The 22,094-nt window shown below is 53.9% G+C and carries 23 protein-coding genes and 2 tRNA genes; 14 read left to right on the top strand and 11 right to left on the bottom strand.

The window, feature by feature from the left end:
- The first annotated feature begins 52 nt into the window (after positions 1-52).
- The gene (gene ruvX / locus RHI63_RS10690) at positions 53-508 is read left to right on the top strand and encodes a Holliday junction resolvase RuvX (RefSeq protein WP_149819291.1); all 456 of its coding nucleotides are present in this window, start codon (positions 53-55) and stop codon (positions 506-508) included.
- A gap of 41 nt (positions 509-549) precedes the next feature.
- Here the strand turns inward: ruvX and RHI63_RS10685 are convergent, their stop codons facing one another.
- Positions 550-1,275 carry a hypothetical protein gene (locus RHI63_RS10685; RefSeq protein ID WP_286627136.1) on the bottom strand — a complete coding sequence of 242 codons (726 nt, stop codon included), beginning with the start codon at positions 1,273-1,275 and terminating at the stop codon, positions 550-552.
- A 142-nt stretch (positions 1,276-1,417) separates the two neighbouring features.
- Here RHI63_RS10685 and RHI63_RS10680 point away from each other — a divergent pair, with 142 nt between their 5' ends.
- On the top strand, positions 1,418-2,584 hold the full coding sequence (locus tag RHI63_RS10680; protein WP_310743028.1) for an aminotransferase class V-fold PLP-dependent enzyme: 1,167 nt from the start codon (positions 1,418-1,420) through the stop codon (positions 2,582-2,584).
- Positions 2,585-2,620: 36 nt separating this feature from the next.
- Here the strand turns inward: RHI63_RS10680 and RHI63_RS10675 are convergent, their stop codons facing one another.
- The 6 genes from RHI63_RS10675 to RHI63_RS10650 form a co-directional block, all read right to left on the bottom strand.
- Positions 2,621-3,241: a hypothetical protein gene (locus RHI63_RS10675; protein ID WP_206200137.1), complete on the bottom strand. Its 621-nt coding sequence runs from the start codon at positions 3,239-3,241 to the stop codon at positions 2,621-2,623.
- A gap of 149 nt (positions 3,242-3,390) precedes the next feature.
- On the bottom strand, positions 3,391-4,032 hold the full coding sequence (purN, locus tag RHI63_RS10670; protein ID WP_310821574.1) for a phosphoribosylglycinamide formyltransferase: 642 nt from the start codon (positions 4,030-4,032) through the stop codon (positions 3,391-3,393).
- The gene (locus tag RHI63_RS10665; RefSeq protein WP_310743027.1) at positions 4,022-5,257 is read right to left on the bottom strand and encodes a S41 family peptidase; all 1,236 of its coding nucleotides are present in this window, start codon (positions 5,255-5,257) and stop codon (positions 4,022-4,024) included. The genes purN and RHI63_RS10665 overlap by 11 nt, the downstream gene beginning before the upstream one ends.
- 94 nt (positions 5,258-5,351) lie before the next feature.
- Positions 5,352-7,133 carry an iron uptake porin gene (locus RHI63_RS10660; protein ID WP_310821573.1) on the bottom strand — a complete coding sequence of 594 codons (1,782 nt, stop codon included), beginning with the start codon at positions 7,131-7,133 and terminating at the stop codon, positions 5,352-5,354.
- A 276-nt stretch (positions 7,134-7,409) separates the two neighbouring features.
- Positions 7,410-9,092, bottom strand: coding sequence for a DUF3685 domain-containing protein (locus RHI63_RS10655; RefSeq protein WP_310821572.1), 1,683 nt, complete (start codon positions 9,090-9,092; stop codon positions 7,410-7,412).
- A 91-nt stretch (positions 9,093-9,183) separates the two neighbouring features.
- A complete protein-coding gene (locus RHI63_RS10650) occupies positions 9,184-9,771 on the bottom strand; it encodes a Uma2 family endonuclease (RefSeq protein ID WP_286627127.1) in 588 nt (195 codons plus the stop codon).
- A 358-nt stretch (positions 9,772-10,129) separates the two neighbouring features.
- Between RHI63_RS10650 and RHI63_RS10645 the strand changes: the two genes are divergently transcribed.
- The 7 genes from RHI63_RS10645 (at position 10,130) to RHI63_RS10615 (ending at position 15,094) form a co-directional block, all read left to right on the top strand.
- Positions 10,130-11,131, top strand: a complete 1,002-nt coding sequence (locus RHI63_RS10645; RefSeq protein WP_310821571.1) for a hypothetical protein — start codon at positions 10,130-10,132, stop codon at positions 11,129-11,131.
- A gap of 93 nt (positions 11,132-11,224) precedes the next feature.
- Positions 11,225-12,376, top strand: a complete 1,152-nt coding sequence (locus tag RHI63_RS10640) for an NAD-dependent epimerase/dehydratase family protein (protein WP_181494710.1) — start codon at positions 11,225-11,227, stop codon at positions 12,374-12,376.
- 13 nt (positions 12,377-12,389) lie between these two features.
- A complete protein-coding gene (locus RHI63_RS10635; RefSeq protein ID WP_206200131.1) occupies positions 12,390-13,226 on the top strand; it encodes a sulfurtransferase in 837 nt (278 codons plus the stop codon).
- Positions 13,227-13,256: 30 nt separating this feature from the next.
- The gene (locus RHI63_RS10630) at positions 13,257-13,853 is read left to right on the top strand and encodes a DUF3611 family protein (protein ID WP_310438511.1); all 597 of its coding nucleotides are present in this window, start codon (positions 13,257-13,259) and stop codon (positions 13,851-13,853) included.
- Positions 13,854-13,877: 24 nt separating this feature from the next.
- Positions 13,878-14,582, top strand: coding sequence for an orotidine-5'-phosphate decarboxylase (gene pyrF / locus RHI63_RS10625; RefSeq protein WP_302678266.1), 705 nt, complete (start codon positions 13,878-13,880; stop codon positions 14,580-14,582).
- 53 nt (positions 14,583-14,635) lie between these two features.
- Positions 14,636-14,707, top strand: a tRNA-Val gene (locus RHI63_RS10620).
- Positions 14,708-14,761: 54 nt separating this feature from the next.
- Positions 14,762-15,094: a hypothetical protein gene (locus tag RHI63_RS10615; RefSeq protein WP_250681830.1), complete on the top strand. Its 333-nt coding sequence runs from the start codon at positions 14,762-14,764 to the stop codon at positions 15,092-15,094.
- On the opposite strand, the gene glmU is transcribed toward RHI63_RS10615, so the two are convergent.
- Positions 15,091-16,440, bottom strand: coding sequence for a bifunctional UDP-N-acetylglucosamine diphosphorylase/glucosamine-1-phosphate N-acetyltransferase GlmU (gene glmU, locus RHI63_RS10610; RefSeq protein WP_310743022.1), 1,350 nt, complete (start codon positions 16,438-16,440; stop codon positions 15,091-15,093). The two genes, RHI63_RS10615 and glmU, sit on opposite strands and share 4 nt — an antisense overlap.
- A gap of 214 nt (positions 16,441-16,654) precedes the next feature.
- Between glmU and RHI63_RS10605 the strand changes: the two genes are divergently transcribed.
- The 3 genes from RHI63_RS10605 to RHI63_RS10595 are packed head-to-tail and all read left to right on the top strand — an operon-like array spanning position 16,655 to position 19,281.
- Positions 16,655-17,383 (top strand): HpsJ family protein, encoded by a 729-nt coding sequence (locus RHI63_RS10605; RefSeq protein ID WP_302678265.1) that lies wholly within the window; start codon positions 16,655-16,657, stop codon positions 17,381-17,383.
- Between the two features lie 37 nt (positions 17,384-17,420).
- Complete coding sequence (locus RHI63_RS10600) at positions 17,421-18,590, top strand: SpoIID/LytB domain-containing protein (protein ID WP_302678264.1); 1,170 nt, start codon at positions 17,421-17,423, stop codon at positions 18,588-18,590.
- 52 nt (positions 18,591-18,642) lie between these two features.
- Complete coding sequence (locus RHI63_RS10595; RefSeq protein WP_206200125.1) at positions 18,643-19,281, top strand: histidine phosphatase family protein; 639 nt, start codon at positions 18,643-18,645, stop codon at positions 19,279-19,281.
- A gap of 1 nt (position 19,282) precedes the next feature.
- Here RHI63_RS10595 and frr read toward each other — a convergent pair whose 3' ends face one another.
- The 3 genes from frr to RHI63_RS10580 all read right to left on the bottom strand — a co-directional run bounded on the left by frr (position 19,283) and on the right by RHI63_RS10580 (position 20,672).
- A complete protein-coding gene (gene frr, locus RHI63_RS10590; RefSeq protein WP_149819259.1) occupies positions 19,283-19,831 on the bottom strand; it encodes a ribosome recycling factor in 549 nt (182 codons plus the stop codon).
- A complete protein-coding gene (gene pyrH / locus RHI63_RS10585) occupies positions 19,818-20,546 on the bottom strand; it encodes a UMP kinase (protein WP_310743020.1) in 729 nt (242 codons plus the stop codon). The genes frr and pyrH overlap by 14 nt, the downstream gene beginning before the upstream one ends.
- 52 nt (positions 20,547-20,598) lie before the next feature.
- Positions 20,599-20,672 (bottom strand) — tRNA-Arg (locus RHI63_RS10580).
- Between the two features lie 65 nt (positions 20,673-20,737).
- On the opposite strand from RHI63_RS10580, the gene nblR reads away from it, so the two are divergent.
- Positions 20,738-21,427 (top strand): response regulator transcription factor NblR, encoded by a 690-nt coding sequence (gene nblR, locus RHI63_RS10575; protein WP_149819255.1) that lies wholly within the window; start codon positions 20,738-20,740, stop codon positions 21,425-21,427.
- Entirely contained in the window at positions 21,408-21,920 is a 513-nt protein-coding gene (locus tag RHI63_RS10570; RefSeq protein ID WP_310743019.1) for a DUF192 domain-containing protein, read from the top strand. Before nblR ends, RHI63_RS10570 begins: the two co-directional genes overlap by 20 nt.
- The last annotated feature ends 174 nt before the right edge of the window (positions 21,921-22,094 follow it).

Genomic DNA, 22,094 nt, shown 5'->3' with positions numbered 1-22,094 from the left:
AAAAATCGGGAATGGATTCAATTGTAGGAGAACTGTTCTTATTCACTCAAGGATGATTTCCGTTCTAGGTTTGGATCTGGGGCGCAAGCGCATTGGTGTGGCAGGGTGCGATCGCTTGGGGCAGTTGGCCACAGGCATTACAACCATCCAGCGGCGCAATTTTGCCAGTGATGTGGCGCAGCTTCGCCAGATTTGCCAAGAGCGAGGGGTAGAGAAGTTAATTGTGGGCTTGCCCTACACCCTCGATGGTCAACTGGGTTCCCAAGCCCGGCAAGTGCAACATCTAGCGGAAAAAATTGGCGCGGCCTTGAACTTGCCCGTGGAATATATGGATGAGCGGCTAACCTCCTTTCAAGCGGAGGAAATCCTCAAACAGCGGCGGCGATCGCCCCGTCACCACAAGGACTTAGTGGATCAAATTGCTGCTGCCCTCATTTTGCAACAATGGCTCGATGCCCGTTCTCAAGCCGCAAAAGCAACACTGGCACCCGCTGATCCGCAGCTATAACGGAGGCTCAAAAGTTGTCTGCTCAAATTCTTGGGCACGGGCTACCATGTGCGGGGCTGAAACTGCGCATCATTGAGAATCGCCACCCCATCTCCCGACTGCGCCAACACAAATAACCCTTGCCGATAGGCATAGCGAGCCACCTCAGGGGGCACGATCATCCCTGCCACCGCTCCCAAGAGCTGGGTGTCTCGATACTGGTGTGCCAAACGACGAAATTTCGCGATCCGCTCTAAATGCTCATCCACATCCCCTTGGCTCAGTTTGGTTTTCACCTCGACGAGAACCGCTTGATTGGTATTGACGACTAGCAGATCAATTTCTAAACTCTCATTGCCATCTTGGAGAATGACATCGCTGTAAAGCTGAGAGACGGCAATGCCGCGACTCTGAAATAGGCGCAGCACGGCGGGGCGCACCTGCCATTCCACAAATTCCCCAAGGCGATTGCCCAGTTTCCCCAGTTGCTGATTGAGTTGGCGCGCTTCTTCCCGCAACAAGCGTTCCGTTTCTTGAAATCGCCGATCTGTCTCCTGAAATCGCCGATCCGTCTCCTGAAATCGCCGATCTGTCTCTTGAAATCGCCGATCCGTTTCTTGGAAGCGGCGCTCTGTTTCTTGAAAGCGGCGCTCTGTTTCTTGAAAGCGGCGCTCTGTTTCTTGGAAGCGGCGCTCTGTTTCTTGGAAATGGCGTTCGGTTTCCTTTTGAGCTTCTAACAGCTCCCCTAGTAATCGCCAAACATCGTCAGGAGTGTATGCCTTTGTCATGACTTAATTGACAGGATTAATTTACCGAGCCGTGCTTGCAAGTGCCGCCCCTTGAGTGGGGGAATGAAAAGGGGACTTGCTACAGATCTTTATCTTAAATCCTTTGCGGTAGCATCTATCTATCGCTCTGCAATCACTATCGATGAACCTAGAGACACTGCGCACCTACCACGACACCTACCCCGCCCTACTGAATAAGATCTACCTCAACTATGGGGGACAAGGGCCGCTGCACCAAGACACATGGCAGGCCATCATCCAGAGCGATCGCCACATTCAAGAGGAAGGCCCCTTTGCCAATCGCGTCTTTCCGTGGCTGAGCCAACAACTGCAAACCCTGCGGCAAGAACTGGCACAGCTTTTGGGGACGAGCGCCGAGACCATTGCCCTCACAGATTCTGTAACCACTGGCTGCAATATCGTTCTCTGGGGGATCAACTGGCAAGCGGGCGATCGCCTGCTGATTTCTAACTGTGAGCATCCGGGGGTAGTGGCGATTACCGAACAATTGGCGCGGCGGTTGGGGGTGGTGGTGGATCGGGTGGCCTTTTGGCCTTGGTGTGACGATGAGGTGGCCGCCATTGAAACCCAACTCCATCCCCGCACACGCTTGGTCGTCCTCAGTCATTTGCTGTGGAATACCGGGAAACTTTTGCCGTTGGAGAAAATTGTTGACCTTTGCCACCGTCGCGGCATCCAAGTCTTGGCGGATGGTGCCCAAAGTGTGGGTATGGTGCCCCTCAATTTACCCGCCTTGGGGGTGGACTACTATGCCTTTACAGGACACAAGTGGTGCTGTGGCCCTGCGGGTCTTGGCGGGCTGTACATTCGGCGCGATCGCTTGGCCACATTGGAACCCACCTTTATTGGCTGGCGCGGCATTCACCAAACCCGTGATGCCCAACCCGCCGGCTGGAAGGAGGATGCCAGTCGCTTTGAAGTGGCCACAACCGCCTTTTCCTTGGTACCGGGGTTAACCACTGCCCTGCGGGTGCATGATCAATGGGGGACTGCCCAAGCGCGATATGAGCGCATTTGTGAGCTGAGTCATTATCTTTGGCAACAGTTACAGGGCATGGTGGGTTTGACCTGCTTGAGTCTCGTGCCGCCGCCGTCGGGCTTGGTGGCCTTTCAGTTAGCTAATGGTCAGCATCGCCAATTGGTGCAAGACCTTGAGGCAGAGAATATCTTGGTGCGGGAATTGCTCTATCCTGCCTCGGTGCGAGCCTGTGTGCATTACTTTACGCTGCCGCAGGAGTGCGATCGCTTTGTTGCTACCCTCAAACACTGGCTCCAGAATCATCCTTAGGACGCTTGAGAATTGAATTAGAGCGATTAGAGTCACCTACCATGTACGGGGCTGAAACTGCACATCGTTGAGAATCGCCACCCCATCTCCTGATTGCGCCAACACAAACAAACCTTGCCGATAGGCATAGCGAGCTACTTCAGGGGGTACGATCATTCCTGCTACGGCGCCCAAGAGCTGGGTGTCCCGATACTGGTGTGCCAAACGACGAAATTTCGCGATCCGCTCTAAGTGCTCATCCACATCCCCTTGGCTCAGTTTCGTTTTCACCTCGACGAGGACGGCTTCATCAGTATTGACGACTAGCAGATCAATTTCTAAACTCTCGTTGCCATCTTGGAGAATGACATCGCTGTAAAGTTGAGAGACGGCAATTCCCCAACTCTGAAATAAGCGCAGCACGGCGGGGCGCACCTGCCATTCCACAAATTCCCCAAGGCGATTGCCCAGTTTCCCCAGTTGCTGGTTGAGTTGGCGCGCTTCTTCGCGCAGCAAGCGTTCCGTTTCTTGGAACCGTCGGTCAGTCTCTTGAAATCGCCGATCCGTTTCTTGGAAGCGGCGCTCTGTTTCTTGAAAGCGGCGTTCGGTTTCCTTCTGAGCCTCTAATAGTTCCCCCAATAACCGCCAAACATCTTCAGGGGTGTATGCCTGCGTCATGACTGGATTAACAATTGCTCACGGATACATCCCCAATCCTAATCCGAATCAATGCTCCCCACTGAGAAAAGGATGCTGACGCAATTCCCAAGCCAATCAGAAAAGCGGGTGGACCCTCGCCCTGAGAGATCCTTACTATTGGCTAAGGATCAGCAGGAAGCTTGTGATTGCCGCGCGGCAATGTCGGCGATCGCCTGCTTGAGAATGCGGTGTTCTTGGACTTGAATGCGGGCGTGGAGGGTGGCAGGCGTATCATCGGGGAGAACGGGCACTGCTGCTTGGACTAAAATTGGGCCACTATCCACTTCCTCTTCCACCAGATGGACGGTACACCCAGTAATTTTCACACCTGCTGCCAAGGCCTGCTCAACGGCATGCAATCCCCGAAAACTGGGGAGCAAACTGGGATGCAGGTTAATTACCCGCTGGGGGTAGGCATTGAGGAGGACAGGCGTCACAATCCGCATCCAGCCCGCCATCACTACCCACTCGACCCCATAGGCTTTGAGGGTTTCGACAATGGCCGCATCCAGACTTTCACGGCTGGGGTAGTGGCGATGGTTGAGCAGCACACTGGGAATCTGCCACTGTTTGGCGCGCTCTGCCACGAAGGCATCGGGATTGTTGTAGATCAGAACTTGAATTTGGGCAGCCAATTCCCCTTGGGCGATCGCCTCCGCGAGAGCAGCAAAGTTGGAGCCATTGCCAGAAGCTAAAACGCCTAACCGCAGGGGATGGGGCGCGGGCGCGATCGCTGGAGCAGAAGGGACAACAAGAGCCTCACTGGACATGACGGGCGTTACTGATTTTAGTGCTCAATAATTCTAAGGCCTTGGCCACCATTGGATCCGTGGGTCGTGCCACCAAGTTGGGATTGAGCCGCAATTCCAGATCACTACTGGGATCGACCGTCACCAGTACATCGGGGGTGATCCCCCCTGCGGCAATATCGCGCCCCTTTGGCGTCAGATAACGAGCTACTGTTACCACGAGGGCAGAGCCATCCCCCAGTTCATGAACTGCTTGAACCCGCACCTTGCCAAAAGTTGGTGTCCCCACCACGGTTGCGCGCCCCTGATCCTGCAAAGCAGCGGCTAAAATTTCACTGGCACTGGCGGAGGCCTGATTTACCAAGACCACGAGGGGCAACTGACTCAAGGCGCGTTGGCGGGCACGAATCGTCTCTTCTCGCTGGTTTTGCTGAATGCGCACAATCACCCCAGAATCGAGCCATTGGCGGCTAATTTCAATGCCGGCTTCTAGGAGTCCCCCCGGATTGTGGCGCAAATCCAGAATGAAGCCTTGAACTTTCTCCCGTTGCAGGATTTGGATCGCCGCTTGCATCTCTTGTTGGGAGCGGCTATTAAAACCACTGAGGCGAATGTAACCCACCCGAGGATGATTCAGAACCTGAAAATTCACTGTACGCGGAATTTCACCGGCGCGGGTGAGTTCGACACTAAAGGGTTGGGGTTTACCCTCACGGCGCACCAGTAGGCGCAACTGACTCCCCGCTGGCCCTCGCAACGCCAGATTGGCTCGCTCCAAGGTCAGGCGATCGCTCCCCCGACCGTTAATGGCCAGAATTTCATCTCCCACTTTCAAATTCGCCTTGGCAGCCACTGACCCCGCTTGGATTGCCTGAATGCGAAAGAGTTCCCCCGACTCCACGAGGGTGAGACCCACATCCACCTGCTGGCCTTGGGTTTGCAGGAGCAGTTGACGGTACGCTTGGGGCGGCAGAAAGCGGGTATAGGGATCATTGAGGCGGACAAGGGCTTGCTGAATCACCCGATAGGCGGCCTCGCGATCGCCATAGGGTTGGGAGAGCAACTCCTGACGAATGGCCTGCCAATCCAGACGATTGAAACTGCGATCCAGATAGCTTCTGTAGATAATTTGCCACGCCTCATCGACCAAGGCCTTGGGAGCATCCTTGAGCGTACTGGTGCCCCCCAGTGCTGACGGCATTCCCAATAGTGCAACACCGACGCCGAGAATTGCCCAGTATTTCACCCCACAAATCCATTGACAACGCCTCGCCCCTATTCTATCGTTCCCACATAAAAAAATCCCCCTCACAGGGAGGGGGAAACAGGTCAGTGCGGATTTAGAAGCTAAAGGTTGTCCGCACAGCGCCAACAACAATGGGGTCGTTGTTTGAGTTGCTGTTGGGGTTGAAGATGGCAATCACCCCAGGGGTAATCGAGATATTGCGACTCACGGCAAAGCGGTAGAAGCCCTCTAAGTGATAGGAGTTGAAGCGCGTGTAACTTCCATCGCCAGGAGTAGGAGGGACGTTTGTGATGCTAATGAGCTGAGGGGGCTGGCCAAAAACAAGACCCAGCAGATCTCCCTTCCGCCAGAGGTCAGGGGAAGCAAAGGTAATGGCCCAGTTGACAATTTCAGCCTCACGGCGACCACCTGCTAGAGCAGCACCTCGAACACCATAAACATTGGCATACCCTGCCCAGCCCGCAACATTCAACTGCTTGATCGGGCGATAGGTAAACTGGAAGCCCACCGCATCCGCTGCTTGGTTAGGCACGTTGCTACCTGCATTCGCCAAAGGGTTTGCCGCTGAGCGGATATCAGAGCTACCTGTTCCCCCAAAGGGATCAAGGCCATAGGAGTGGGTGTAGGTCACCCCCAAGGCGAGGTTTTTAATGGGGCGCACATCCACCTGAGCCAAAGCAGCATAGGCACCATCAAAGAAGCCATTGAGGCCATTGTTCGCGACTCGATCAGGGTCGTTGGCAAAGGGTGCAAGGTAGCCCACATTGAGGGTGACGCCGGTGCCCCGTTCTTTATTTTGAATGAGGTCGTACTTAAAGGTCACACCCGCAGCATTGGCAGCACTTCCTGCACGGTAGATGGGATGGTAACGCCCAAAGCGAGAGAGGGCACCCGTATCACTGGATTGGAGGAAGGGGTTGAAATTGTTGACATTGTCGTTGAACTCACCCCCCACAAAATCTAGGATCATTTGACCGCGACGGGTCACTGGAAAGCTGTAGAAGGCTTTTTGCAGTTCAAATTGGTTATTATTATTGCCATCATAGCCAAGGCGCCCCATATTGGTGCCCATCAATCCGGCATAACTAGTAATATTAGCTGCTTGCAAGCGCAACCGTAGGCGATCCTTGCCATAGAAGCTGGTATCGAGGTTGAGACGAACGCGGTTGTTAACAACAGTGTTGTCATCAATTGGGGGTTGCACACCACCTAGACCAGGACGTAGTGCCCGCTCGTTCGTCAATATATCGGAGACGTTGAAGATAACCGTAGCGTTGAGCTTAGTGAGGGTGGCAAATTGAGTGGCTTCGAGGTTGGCAACGCGGCCTTCAAGGTTGGTGACGCGGCCTTTGATGACGGCGAGTTCATTGGCAAATTCCTGCATCAGGCGGCGCAGGGTTTCAAGGTCTTCCTTGGTGGCAAAGCGATCGCTAATTACATCGAGGCAGGCATTCAAAGCGGCTGCCATTTCATAACGAGTAGCGGCACGATTGCCACGGAAGGTGCCATCGGGATAACCGGCAATACAGCCGTATTTCTCGACAAGGGAGGCTAAGGCTTGATAGGCCCAGTCTGTAGGGCGCACATCCGAGAGTTGGCTAACGGAGGTCACTTGACCCATGCTCGATGTCGTAGGGACACGCCCCGCTTCTAGTTCGGCCACTGAGGGCACAGAGAGGTTGCTGCGGCGATTTTGGGCAACAAGTGTCGTGCTGGTGGGCAGTGTGGTTAGGGATTCAGTACCAGCAGTAGGGGTTTGAAACTGAGTGCTACTGAAGTTGGTCAAAGAGGTATCAGCGGCTGTCGCTGCACCTGCCAGCACACCCAACAATAAAACAGGCGAGGTCAAAACCAACCCCGGAAAAATGCGGGACATAACGTCTTACTCCTTCACTCCTCAATGAACTTGTCCTAAAGAACGAGTCCCTAAGACAGAATTCTCCTTCAATTATTGATCCTACTGAGATGCTCGCTAAAGTTATTCATCTGCCAGCAAGCTGAGCTATCAGGCTTTCTTACAGAGGCTTTAGCACATCTCATAGAAACTATCCCCCAAGGGGCAGAGATAGTTACTTACCAGCCAGATTCTAACACCGTGTTCGTTGGCTTAAGGTTATCTCAAGGTTAGGAGCCGTTTAAGAATTAGGCCGGCTCAAGGTTTGGATGAGGTTTTTTGGGCTTCAGAACGACTCCAGCCACTGCTAACGGATTGACCAATTCCCTGCAAAATGCCGCGGCCAATCAGCCCCAAACCGCGACCAATCACCTGCGTCAGCAGATACACCACTCCCTTGCCGACCCAAGCCACCACTGCCCGTACTGGGGGGGCTAAAGCATCACGCGCCTCCAGCGCCAAGGTTAGAGCGTAGGGAATCCCCTCGAGTTGCATCAGTTCCTGTTGACGGGGGACGGTCAGCGCTAGTTCCTGAATTCCTCGCTCCGTGAGCCGCAGTAAGACCAAACGACTTTCAAAGATATCTTGGGGTTCCTTGACCCAGCGCCGCCAGCGGTAATGCCAAGAGAGGGCATTGCGAAAGCGTTCCATTTCCCGCGTTGAGGTGTATTGCGGCTGAAAAAATGTCTGTTGAATCACTGCACTATAGCAACACCGATTCAGCAGCGGATAAACAATGCCATTGGCGACAGTGAGCAACCAGTGATCGAGGAGGGCATCGAGGATCTCCAAGGCGGCAGCGGTGCCGTAGCGATAGGTCTGCTGATGGAGGGTGAGGGACTGTTGCACCAGTAAATGAGCCAGCATCTCCGCCACAAAGGGGATTGGCTTCAGATAGACGCTGGCCACAGTTTCTCTTTCTGTGAGCAATTGCTCAATCAGGTCGGCGTCACTGCCGAGGGCAAAACGATAGGGACGAAAAAACTCCCGCAGGCTCTGTTCCCACAGGTCTTGCAGTAGGGAGCTACCCCGCTGGTGCAGAAATGCAATACTGGGTGGTGTTGCTTGTAAAGTGCGCACGAGGAGATCCCACTGCCGCAGGATGGTATAGAGCAGTTCCCGCCGCTGTTGTAGGGTGAGCACCTCTAACTCCAAAGGCCGCGACGTTAGGTTCAAGAGATCCGACTGCATCCGTTGTAAGCAGCGATCCACCAATTGGGAAATGATCTCAATCTGCGGACGCACGGGGGACACCACTGGCGCAGGAGGGGCTTGAGTTGGCTGTGGCAAGAAACGGGAGACTAACCAGCGGGCAGCACGAATTTCCCGATGGCGACCTTCACACACCAGCCGTTCGAGGGCAGAGAGGCGCGATCGCCCCAAGTACTGATCCAAACGCTGTAACCACGCATCCATTTCCCCCAATCCCTGCTGCAAAACCTGATACCGCCAACGATCCCACGGATTGGGAAAGAGCACACTCAAGGGGGGTTTTGGGGGCGTGACGGTGTGAACGATTTCCCCTTGGGCAATGGCCAGAATTGCCGCCAAGAGATCACTCAGCGCCGTATTGCGATGGTAAATGCCTTCGACACCCGCTTGTTGGGCAAGGGAAACTAACTCAAGGGCAGCGGGTCGGACAGTGAGAATTATCCGCAGGGCAGGATAGTGCTGCTTCAACCACTGCCACAGCCAAGGGGTAGTGGCATCATTCACTGTGAGTTGGGCATCACAGAGAACAATCCAAGGCGTGCGTTCTTGATCGAGGGGTGTGTTTTCCAGATAGGTGATCAGACCATGGCCATCGTGAAAGACCAGCGGCTCAATCCCCAACTGCTGCTGAATTCCTGTCCAAAGGCCAAGACGCACCACATCCTCTCCCTCGACAATGATGAGACCAAAGTTGGGGGAGGCATCAGCAGTGATAGGGGACATCGACATTTGCGCAAAACTTAGTTGGGGTTGGGACTATTCAGATATTGACTGACAAGCCGCGCCATGATAACTTGCCATGACAATTAAGGAATTCTTTTTAGGACTCACCTAACTCAACGTCTGCATAGAGATCACTGAGTTTTAAGGAAGTCTGTAACGAGGGCAGTAGTAGTTCCTGCGTAATATCTTGCCAAATCGTGAGCAGCCATTGATATTCAGCCTGCCGCAAATATTGTTCAACACAGGGGCGATCTTGGCTAATCAGGAGATATTCTTGCAGGGTTGGAATCTGACGATAGTCGAAAAATTTTGTCCCGCGATCGCGATCCGCTGTCGAAGGCGATAAAACCTCAGCAATGAAAATCGGCTGCATCACCACATCGTTGCGTCCCGCCACTAGGGGCACCGGCTTCGGCGTCACCATGACATCAGGATAGTAGTACGACTGCGTTTCCGGAATCCAGAGGCGTTGATCTGTGACAAAGACGCGGTAGGGCTGTCCCTTGAGTGCCAAACTCAACAGAACAGTTAAGGAACGAACCAACTCATTATGATTAACGCTGCCTCCGGGCATAGTGTAAAGTTCTCCTTGGCGATACTCATGGCGCTCCGTTGCCACCACTTCTTGAGCTAAGTAAGCTTCCGGAGTGAGGTACGTGACCGCTGGCTCCAATACTGTGGTCATCAGAGTTCCCGTCAACGCGATAGTTCAATCCTAAGCAATTCAACGCCCCTTTCTAACATATGGGGTACACGGTGAAATGTTCTTCTACTAGGGTTTTGAGCGTGGTCAATTCTTGGGACAGAGTCTGTCAGTGAAACGTCGCCAAATCAACCGCTTACTCCTCTGGGGAAATGCAGGCTTGGTAGCCAGTTTGACCCTCCGCTAATGGCGTGAAGCCCAAACGCGGGTTCCCGATGACAGCGAATTTCACCTGTTGTTTGGGACGGCAAGGTCTATATTGCCTATATTGCCGCACGGGATGGTTATCTCTATTGTTTGGGATAGGCTATACTGCTGAAGCTGTGGTTTTCGCTGACCAATGGAGCCAACGCCTGACTTTGTTTTGCCCATTCCGGCTGCGGATACTCCCCTCTCTGAGGAGGAATTTCTTCAACAGGTGCGCCAAGCGTGGCAGGTGTGTGAGCGCTTTGATCTACAAACAGAGATCTGGCAGGGGCAAATTCTACGGGCGGTGCGCGATCGCTATCGCCATCAAGGGGATGAGCGGGGTATTGGCTTTCAGCAGTGGCTCCAGGAACACGAAATCAGTAAACGCCGTGCCGATGATTTGATTCAGTTGGCCGATCGCGCCGATGAATTGCTCAAGGAACGTCCCCTGCCCCCCGAAGCCATTTCTCGCTTTAGTAAACGCGCCTTTTTGGAGACCGCCGCAGCGGATCCTGAGGTGCAAGCCCTGATTACCCAAGCCGCAGCAGCGGGCGATCGCATTACCCACCGTGAAGTGCGCCAACTCCAAGCGGAATGGACGGCTCTGCACTCTGATCTCTTACCGCCAGTGGTGCGCCAAAAGGCCAGCGATCGCACCCTTGCCCCCCGCTACGTTGCCCCCTTAGTCAAAGAATTAGAAAAGCTCCCCCCCCAACAGCAGCAGGAACTCTCCCAAGAACTGGCCAGCGATCCCAGTGTGGAAACGGTTAAGGAAATCACGGCGACGGCTCGCCAACTCAGCCGCTATCTTGAGGCCGCTCCCCAAATTCAAGCCCTCAAGACCCACCCTGTGGATCTGGAACAAGTCCTGATCGAAGCCCAGCGCCTTGAGCAACTGCAAACCGTTGCCGATCTCCTGCAGCAGGCCGCCCAACTGGAAAGTACCATTGCTCGGCTTTATACCACGTGGCAGCGCCTCAGCCATTTGAGCGATCGCCTCTACCAAGAATCGGGTGCCAGCACACCGCAATTACAAGCCCTATTAGAAGCCTTGGATTTTCTTTCTGGCGATATTGTGCAAATTGACTTAGCGGGACAAACCATTAAATTACATATCTTTTCTGAGAGTCAAACTCGCGCCCCCGAATTCTAACCCAATGGATCACCGATGTCCCCATTACTGGTAACGTGGTATGGAAGCCATTCAATGGCTGGCGGAGTAGTTATCGATTTCAGCACGGTTAGCATGAGAGTCCTCGTAATTGGCGGTGATGGTTATTGCGGCTGGGCGACAGCCCTCTACCTTTCAAATCGTGGCCATGATGTTGCGATTTTAGATAGCCTAATTCGGCGCCACTGGGATGCCGAACTCTGTGTCGAGACCCTCACACCGATCGCCCCCATTCAGCACCGTCTGCAACGCTGGCAGGATCTCACTGGCAAGAAAATTGGCCTCTACATTGGCGATATTTGTAACTATCACTTCCTTGAGCGTGCCATGCTGGAGTTTCAGCCCGAGGCGATCGTCCACTTTGGCGAACAACGCTCCGCCCCCTACTCCATGATTGACCGGGAGCACGCCGTCTTTACCCAAGTCAATAATGTTGTCGGCACCCTCAACCTGCTGTACGCCATCCATACCCACAACCCTGACTGCCACCTTGTCAAACTAGGCACGATGGGTGAATACGGCACCCCCAACATTGATATTGAAGAGGGCTACATCACCATTGAGCACAATGGTCGCAAGGATACATTGCCCTATCCCAAGCAGCCCGGTAGCTTCTATCACCTCAGTAAAGTTCACGATAGCCACAACATTCACTTTGCCTGCCGCATTTGGGGCTTGCGCGCCACCGATTTGAACCAAGGGGTAGTCTATGGCGTGCTCACCGAAGAAACGGGCATGGATGAATTGCTGATCAACCGCCTTGACTACGACGGTATCTTTGGCACCGCCCTCAATCGCTTCTGTATTCAAGCTGCCATTGGTCATCCCCTGACGGTCTATGGCAAGGGCGGGCAAACTCGCGGTTTCTTGGATATTCGCGATACCGTGCGTTGTATCGAATTGGCCGTTAACAACCCCGCCGCACCGGGTGAATTCCGCGTCCTCAACCAATTCACAGAACAATTTAGTGTCGGTGACCTTGCCCACAAAGTCCAAGAAGCGGGTAAAGCCCTCGGCCTCAAGGTGGAAATCCAGCACCTCGAAAACCCCCGTGTTGAAAAAGAAGAGCACTACTTCAACGCCAAAAACACCAAACTGCTGGATTTGGGACTGCAACCCCACTACCTGTCGGATTCGCTCCTCGACTCCCTGCTGAACTTTGCCATCAAGTACAAAGACCGGGTGGATGTTAATCACATTCTGCCCAAAGTGAAATGGCGCGCCTAAACCCACGGCCGCTATGATCCCCTATGCCGTAACGGCGTCTTGGTTGGCTGAGCATTTGGCCGATCCCACAGTGGTGATTGTGGATTGCCGCTTTGACCTCATGGACATCACCCGCGGGCAACGGGAGTATGCTCAGGGGCACATTCCAAGAGCCTACTATCTCGACCTAGAGCAGGATCTCTCCAGTCCACGGCAGCAACACGGGGGGCGTCATCCTCTACCCGATCCAGAGAAGTTGGCAGCACGGCTCAATCAAATGGGGATTACCCCAGACACCTTGGTGGTGGCCTACGATGATTCGCGGTTTGCCTATGCCGCTCGCTGCTGGTGGCTCTTACGTTGGCTGGGACACGATCGCGCAGCGGTGCTTGATGGTGGCTATCGCGCCTATGTCGAAGCCGGGTATCCGACAACCCCTGAGGTTCCCTCGCCTCGACCGGGCAATTTCCAGCCCCATCCTCATTCGCAGTGGGTGGTGGATCGGACTGGCGTGATGGCTGCTCAAGCTGACCCCCAGACAGTGATTGTGGATGCCCGCGAACCCCGTCGCTATCGCGGTGAAATTGAACCCATTGATCCGATCGCGGGTCATATTCCCGGAGCAGTGAATTATCCGTGGCAGGCCATCTCCGATGCACAGGGGCGCCTGAAATCTGTGGCGGAACTGCAAGCCCACTGGCAGCCTTTGGCTGAGGCTGAGCAAATTATTGTCTATTGCGGATCGGGGGTAACGGCCTGTGTGGATATTTTGGGGCTGGCGATCGCTGGCCTGCATCAAACCAAGCTCTATGCGGGCAGTTGGAGCGATTGGTGTTCCTACTTGGCGGCACCTCATGACCGTTCGCTATGATCAAGCCTAAGCCCTCTTCCTCACCCGACCATGGAACGTCTTCCCAGTAATGCCCCCCCACCATCCCATCGCAGTACGACCCAACCTCTCCACCGTCTTGGCCGTGAACTGCAACGCTTTGGCTGGATTGGCTTTTGGACACAGGTCGTCCTTGGCTTTGTCTCGCTGTTGATTATTATCATTGTTATCTTTAGTCGCCAATTTAACATCAATCGTCCGCAAAATGGCATGAATAGTCCCACACTGGGCTTAGTGCTGGCGATTATTGGTCTAGTGTTTTTGGGCGTGAGTATTTACTGCTGCTATCGCTATCCGCAACTGGGACAACGCTTGGATCGCCCAGAAAAACGCCCGACCAAGGAGCACGTGATCCGCAGCTTGAATATTGGTCTCTGGGTAAATATTGCGGGCATGATTTTTACGGTGGCTGCCGCAGAGTGGAATGTGGGCATGTTGTTGCTCAAGGTGCTGTCAATTCCCCAAGGGGCGGCGGTCTATGCCACTAATGTCTTGATTGAGCCGTTGGAGATTTTTGTGATTCAGGCGAAGGTGAATACGATTGCCGCTCAGTTGACGGGTATTATTGTGGCGCTGTGGTTGTTGCGCTGTGTGCGCCGTCCCCTGTGAATCGTCTGAGGAGATCCAAGAGACTTGTTTAATTCTCAAGAGGCTGTTGCCAGCAAAATTATTGTGGCCTTGGATGTGCCCAATTTGGAGGTCGCGATCGCCACTATTCATACGCTGCCCCAAGTGCAATTTTGGAAGGTGGGGCTAGAACTCTTTTGTGCCAGCGGGCCGATTATTCTCGATGTCCTCAAGGATCAGGGGAAGCGTATCTTTCTCGATTTGAAGCTCCACGATATTCCCAATACGGTGGCCGCCGCAGCCCGGGCGATCGCCCCCTATGGCGTGGACTTTGTGACTATCCATGCGGCAACGGGATTAGCGGGTCTGAAAAGCGCGCAGGCGGCTCTAGGGGGAAGCGCCACCCAACTCATTGGGGTGACCTTGCTCACCAGCATTGACGCAAACACCCTGCAGCAAGAACTCCAGATTCCCCTTGATCCGGCCACCTATGTTGAACGCATGGCTGATCTAGCCCATCAAGCGGGACTGGCGGGCATTGTCTGCTCTCCTCAGGAGGCGGCACGGGTAAAACAACGCTGCGGAGAGGAGTTCTTGAGAATTTGTCCGGGGATTCGCCCCCTTGGTACTGCCACAGGGGATCAAGCGCGATCGCTGACGCCCAATGCCGCCTTTGCTGCTGGTGCCTCTTACCTTGTAATTGGCCGTCCGATTTTACAAGCAGCGGATCCCGCCGCAACCTTTGATGAAATTTGCCGCAGCGTTGTTTAAGGCAATTTACAAAAACCTGCAATCCAAGATATGATTAAGAATTGTCTGAACTAGGGCGATTAGCACAGTGGTAGCGCACTTCCTTCACACGGAAGGGGTCACTGGTTCGAATCCAGTATCGCCCATTGCTTAGTTCAAGTTATAAGATGAACATAATCAGACGAGTTTAGGACTCTGCCATGAGTACCCCGATTCCGCCGATTCAGCTTCCCCCTTGTGGTGACTGCACTGCGGATGCGGCATGGTTGGAGGCAGCTCTTCTCGATTGGCTCAACACCGAGTATTTGCCAGAAGCTGTGAATCTGGCGATCGCCCAGCGAGCCGCCCAAGTGTACCGCCGTCAGCGGCTGGAAGGGGAGCATGATCTTGGCGGCATTCTCTTGGCTCTGGTCACGGAGTTGCAAGAGTTTGATTTTTCCCAAAGCTTCTATAGCGAGTTTGCGGTTGCTAATGCGGTGAGTGATCTGCTCCTGCGGCGGCTGGGCATTGAACCCTGCTGTGGGGCGGGCTAGGCTTTGGGGTGCCAGTTGGGCTTGACCACTTGACGACAGCGGGCAATGACAAGGGCATTAGCCGGTACATCTTCTGTCACCGTTGAACCCGCCGCCACCGTAACATTTTCGCCGAGGGTTACCGGAGCCACTAAAACACTGTTAGCCCCGGTCTTGGTGCCGCTACCGATATGGGTGGGGTGCTTGCGCACGCCGTCGTAGTTGGCGGTAATGGTTCCTGCCCCGATATTGACGCGATCGCCCAAGGTGGCATCGCCTAGGTAGGACAGATGAGAGGCCTTGGTGTCACTGCCCAACTGCGCTTTTTTTAGCTCGACAAAGTTACCAATGCGGCAGTGATCGGCAACCAGGCTTTGCTGGCGGATGTGGGCAAAAGGCCCCACTTGGGTATCATGGCCAATCTCACTGTCGCTAATCACGGCATAGCGAGCCGTCACCCGTTCGCCAATCACACTGTTTTCAATCAAAGTGCCGGGGCCAATGATGCTACCACTGCCAATACGGGTTTGGCCGCGCAGGTGAGTTTGGGGTTCAATCACCACATCGGGAGCCAGCTCCACGGTGTCCTCAATGGTAATGCTGGCCGGATCAATCAGGGTCACCCCCGCCTGCATCCAAGCAGTTTTGATGCGATTTTGCAGCACTTGATAGGCTGCCGCCAACTGCACGCGATCGTTAACGCCCAAAATTTCCTCATAGTCTTCCACGTCTACCGCCATCACAGGACTGAGGGCATTGACGGCATCGGTGAGGTAGTATTCCTGCTGATCATTGTTGGATTGGAGATGGGGCAACACAGCAGCCAGTTGGGGCCAGTGGAAACAATACACCCCAGCATTGATGCGGCGGTTTTGCTTTTGGGCTGTGGTGCAGTCACGGTCTTCAATAATTTGCTTCAAGATATTCTGACTGTCACAAATCACACGGCCATAGCCCTGGGGGTTGGGAATTTGTGCCGTTAAAATCGTGGCCGCATTGTTGTGTTTCTGGTGGACTGCGAGCAACTTCGCCAGCGTCTCCCCACGCAAGAGGGGCACATCGCCATTGAGTACCAAAAGATGGCCTTCATAGTCCTTGAGGTGGGGCAAAAGCTGCTGTACCGCATGACCCGTTCCCAGTTGTTCGCGCTGCTCGACAAACTCCACGTGGGGTTGATCCGCTAAGGCAGCCCGCACTGTGTCGCCTCCATAACCAATGATCACAAACTGCCGTTGCGGTTGCAGAGATTGAACTTGGTGCAAAACCCAGCCCACCAGCGATCGCCCACCTAGGGGATGGAGAACTTTTGGCAGCGAGGATTTCATCCGTGTGCCTCGTCCTGCCGCTAAGACTGCCACAATGACCATGGATTTGTTGTGCCTCAATGCGCAAAGGGATGGCAAACGAGCAATACTGGGGAGAAGCAGCCCAGCCGCATCAGCGCCATGCACAATTGGAGTATACCAAGGTTGCGGTAGCCAAAGATAGCAGCACCACAGGCGAGTCAATGCGTCCAAGATGCATCAACGACCCCAAAATCCAGTAAGGTTGATGCAGTAGTTGACGAGTCACTCACAGTCCATGACTGCTTCAAAATCAACCAAGCGACCTGTCCCCTTGGCGGCTCAGTTCCTAAAATTGGTGGGAATCATCCTGCTCCTCACCTTTTTGGTCGAGTGGAGCATTCTCTTTATTACTCCCCAGTTCAATAATAGCCAGTGGCAACTCACGGTCGTTAACCAATTCATTGAGCGCGGTGCCACCCCCTTGATTGGGTTTGTCTTTATCTACACTGGCTTTTGGATTCAAGCGGTTTCTGGCAGTACGACGCAGCCGGAGCCGGGGGAACCTGCCCTCAAGGATTGGCGATTTTGGGTCTTTGTCCTCTCGAGTTTGCTAGGATTGCTCTGCCTGCTGGGGATTCCCCTCTACCTATCGATTACGGGGCAAATTACGGAACAGGCGGTCAACCAAATCAATCAAGAGGCGGCACAGGCAGAAATTCGGGTTGAGCAGGAACAGCAGCAAATTAAACAATTGGCCAGTAGCGGTCAACTGGAGCAACTCCTGAAAAGCAATCAACTGCCCCCCGATCAACAGGCGATTCTCGAGCAGTTACAAAAAGACCCCCAAGCCCTTGATAAACAAGCGGGTCAGGCACGGGAGCGCATCCGCAACCAACAACAGGAAGCGGTGAATCGGGCGCAACAGGAAGCCTTTCTGAATCGTCTCAGGGTAGGACTTCGTAGTTTTCTATTGGCAGTGGGCTTTATTACCATTGGTTGGAGTGGTCTGCGCGAACACCGCTAGGCATCGTCACCATTGCCGCCTACCTGAGGAGTAGAATATGCTTTACCTCATTGTACGTTGGCGTCTTCTGTCGCAGTCGCTGGGTCTCGGCTGCTTGATCAGCCTGCTGCTCCAACTGACGGCCGCAGCAGTGGAATTGCGGGTCGCGGTTTTAGATCGGGTACGCCAAGTAACAATCAGTAGCTCCACCCCAGCACAATTACGGGATGAGGCGGGTCGGGTGCTGACAGTGGCACCGCAGCAGAATATTACGGCTGTGCTCACGGGGGCGGGGGTACAAGCAGGGGGTGTGCAGGGGCGGCAAGTTTTCCTCGAACCTCGAGACCATGGCCTCGTGCGGGTGGGCGATCGCTGGTATCGCGGGCGGTTGCAATTGGTGAGTACCAGTGAGGGGATTATCGCCATCAACCTTGTGGATTTAGAGGAGTATCTGCCCAGTGTCGTGGGCAAGGAAATGTATCCCTCTTGGCCGCTGGAAGCCCTCAAAGCTCAAGCGGTGGCCTCCCGTTCCTTTGTCCTCTTTCGGCGCGATCGCGAACGCCGTCGTCCCGGTAGTCTTTTTGATGTCGGTGCCACCGTCACCCATCAGGTGTATCCGGGGGTCAGTTCAGAAACCGCCAGTACCCTAGCTGCCGTTGCCGCCACACGCGGTCAAGTGCTCACCTACAATGGCCAAATCATTGAAGCCGTCTTCCATGCCTCCTCAGGGGGTCACACCGAAAATTCAGAGCACATTTGGCAAAATGCCGTTCCCTACCTGCGCGGTACCCCTGACTTTGACCAAATCTCCCCCAACTTTCAGTGGACGGTGCGTTTCACGGCGGCACAACTGCAACAACGCCTCCCCGGTATTGGTACCATCGTTGGCTTTCGCCCCTTGCAATTGACTCCCCAAGGGCGAGTCATGGCAGTGCAAGTGGTGGGCACAGCAGGTAGCCGCACCATTTCAGGTAGTGAACTACGGCGGGTGTTGGGATTGCGCAGTACCCTACTGACGATTACGCCAGAGTATGGCAACGTGGCCAGTCAAAGGGGGCAAAGTGTGCCAGTGGCCTTTACAATTACTGGCCGGGGTCACGGTCATGGCTTGGGCATGAGTCAATGGGGGGCTTACGGTATGGCATTACAGGGCTACACCTACGACCAAATTTTGGGGCATTATTACCAAGGCGTTACATTGAGTGTATTGGACACGACTCAGCGTTGACGAGCTTTGTGCCCCTCGACTATGCTGCCCCTAGCGGTATGGGGTGAAGGTTGTGGTCTTAACACTCTATTTCTTGCGCCACGGGCAAACTAGCTTTAGTCGCGCCAATGCCTACTGTGGAGAACTGGATCCACCCTTAACGGATGCCGGTCTAGCGATGGCTGAGGCCTTTGCCGAACACTATGCTCAGTTGCCTTGGCAAGCCGTCTTTGTCAGTCCAACGTTGCGCACTCGAACCACGGCACAGTTTTTGTGCGATCGCGTGGGTCTTCAAATGCAGGTTCGCGATGGTCTGCGGGAAATTTACTATGGTCAGTGGGAAGGCCTCTCCCCGGAAGAGGTGAATGCCAAGTTCCACGATGATTATGTGCGCTGGCTGGCGGATCCGGGCTGGAATGCGCCCACAGGGGGTGAGCGGGGGATTGACATCTACTACCGCAGTAATGCCGTTCTCTTAGAAATTGAGCGGGAGTATCCCGACGGCAATGTTCTGCTGGTTTCCCACAAGGCCACCATTCGGATTATGCTCTGTGGTCTTCTGGGTATTGATGTGGGACGATTTCGCGATCGCATTGCTGCCCCAGTAGCCAGTGTCAGTATTGTCGAATATACCTCCCGTGGGCCATTGCTCCTTGCCCTTGCGGAGCGATCGCACCTGAGTCCCGAACTGCGGCACTTGCCGGGCACCTAGCCTATACGGTCATAATGTCCTTTTCTTTCTCGGCGAGCAGGGCATCAATTTTACCGATGTATTTATCGGTGAGCTTTTGCACTTTCTCTTGCAAGTCTTTCACTTCATCTTCAGTGAGTTCGCCGGCTTTGCCCTCTTTTTTGATGTGATCAATGGCATCACGACGGATGTTGCGAATGGCAACTTTGCCCCCTTCGGCAATTTTGGCGGCAGTTTTCACCAGTTCTTTGCGTCGCTCTGTGGTCAAGGGCGGAATATTGAGGCGGACGCTGGAGCCATCGTTGTTGGGCGTCAATCCTAAGTCAGAGAGTTGAATGGCTTTTTCAATGCTGGCCAATGTGGAGCGATCGTAGGGCTGAATCAAAATCGTGGTTGCATCGGGGGTAGAGATGTTGGCCAAGGAGCGCAAGGGGGTTTCCGTGCCGTAGTAATCCACCATCACCCGGTCTAATAACGCCGCGTTGGCGCGACCCGTGCGGATACTATTAAAGTCATGCTGGGTTGCTTCAACCGATTTTTGCATCCGCTCTTCGACATCAGCTAATTTCACAGGAGCCTCCAACCATCGTACCAATGGGTTCCCCAGTCAAGGCACGGTAGATATTACCGGCCGTTTCTAAACTAAACACAATAATGGGGATATCATTATCTTTACACAGGGCGATCGCTGTACTGTCCATCACCGCCAAGTTATGGGTGAGGGCATGGGTGTAGGTGAGACTGCGGTAGCGACGCGCATTCGGATTTTTGTGGGGATCGGCATCATAGACGCCATCGACTTTAGTGGCTTTGAAGATCACTTCGGCATCAATTTCGGCAGCTCGCAGGGCGGCTGTTGTGTCAGTGGTAAAAAAGGGATTTCCTGACCCGGCTCCAAAGATGACCACCCGGCCCTTTTCCAGATGGCGAATGGCACGGCGACGAATGTAGGGTTCGGCCACCTCCTGCATAGCAATGGCAGTTTGTACCCGCGTAGGGACATTCATTTGTTCGAGGGCGTCCTGCAGGGTCATGGCATTCATAACAGTGGCAATCATACCAATGTAGTCTGCGGTCGCCCGATCCATGCCAGCAGCCGCTCCTTTCACACCGCGAAAGATATTGCCACCCCCCACCACAATGGCAGTTTGAACTCCCGCTTGCACCACCTGAGCAATTTCGCTGGCAAATGCCTGCACCACTTTTGGATCAATGCCGTAGTTCAGGTTGCCCATGAGGGCTTCACCGCTCAATTTGAGCAATACGCGGCGATATTTAGGACTCATTGCGAGGATTCTTACACTCCAATACGCTCCCCATCAACGATAGCAGGTTAGACGCGCCCGGTTGGACTCGAACCAACGACCAATCGCTTAGAAGGCGAGTGCTCTATTCCGCTGAGCTACGGGCGCACTTTTGAACATTTTCCCACAAGGCATAAGCTGAAAGTAAGATCTTCATAGTAGGGATGATTGAGATGGAGCTAAATTCTCCCCCTTCACGTTTACTTTTGGTCTGCGCTGACAACCCCTTGTCACAGCGCATGGGGCAAGACCTCCAAGCCGCAGGCTATGACCCCGTGATTGCAACAACGGAAAAGGAATGTCACTTGGCCTGCGCAGAATGGCAGCCTGCCCTGATCATCATGGATCGCTATTTGGGGCGGCTCAACAGTATGGAGTTGTGCCAGCGGTTGCGCCAGCAGGGGATTAGTTTGCCAATTCTACTGATGCTGGAGAGCGATCGCCTAGAGGATCGGGTGGCGGTGCTGGAGTCGGGTGCCGATGATTACCTACTGCTGCCCTATAGTCCCAAGCCCTTTTTGCAAATGATTCAGCTTTATCTGAAGCCGCCAGTCACCCAAAGTGAGGTGTTGCGATTTGATAATTTGACTCTTGATCTCTTGACGCGGCGGGCGGAGCGCAATGGACGCACGATCGATCTAACGATGAAGGAGTATGAACTACTGAAGTTTCTCATGGAGCATCCCCGCGAAGTCCTTACCCGTGAGCAAATTTTAGAAAATGTCTGGGGCTATGACTTTTTGGGAGAATCCAACGTCATTGAAGTGTATATTCGCTATCTGCGGTTGAAGATTGAACCCGATGGCGAAAAACGATTGATTCACACAGTGCGAGGAGTGGGCTATGTTCTCCGTGAAGCCTAAGTTACGCTGGCTGGTTCTGGGATTGGTCACGTTGGGGTTACTGCTGGGCTGTCAAAGTCTGAGCCAAGGGGATCCGGCCGCACCCCCGCAAGTGGTTCGCGGCATTCCGCAATATCTACCCATTACGGCCAAGGCGCGCATTCACGATACATGGATTCAGTTGGAAGTGGCACGCACGCCGGCACAGCAGCAGTTGGGCTTGATGTTTCGTTCGGAGTTACCCCCCGATCGCGGGATGCTGTTTCCCATCTCTCCGCCTCAAGTGGCTAGCTTCTGGATGAAAAACTGTCTCATTTCCTTGGACTTGATTTTTCTTAGGGACGGTAAAGTGGTAGCGATCGCCCCCGCAGCGCCCCCCTGCGAAACCCTGCCCTGCCCCACCTACGAATCTGGGGTTCCAGTCGATGCCGTTTTAGAACTGGCAGGTGGCCGCGCCGCTGAATTGGGACTTAAGGTCAATGATTCTGTAAAGATACAGTACTTGGCGCCTTGACTGATGGACAGGGTTCCTTAACTCTTAAAGATTGTTGTTATTCCAAAGCAATTTGATTAAACTCCGTGCTGTAGCTTTGGTAATAAACTCTCTTCGTTTCCTAGCCTCGTCTACAGCCGTTGTATCTCCTTTACTTTCACTGCTTTTTTCTTCAATTAGAGTAACAATTAGACC

It is taken from the genome of Thermosynechococcus sp. GLH187 (assembly GCF_031583395.1).
Classification (GTDB): domain Bacteria; phylum Cyanobacteriota; class Cyanobacteriia; order Thermosynechococcales; family Thermosynechococcaceae; genus Thermosynechococcus.
This window is presented reverse-complemented; position numbering and strand designations above follow the sequence as displayed.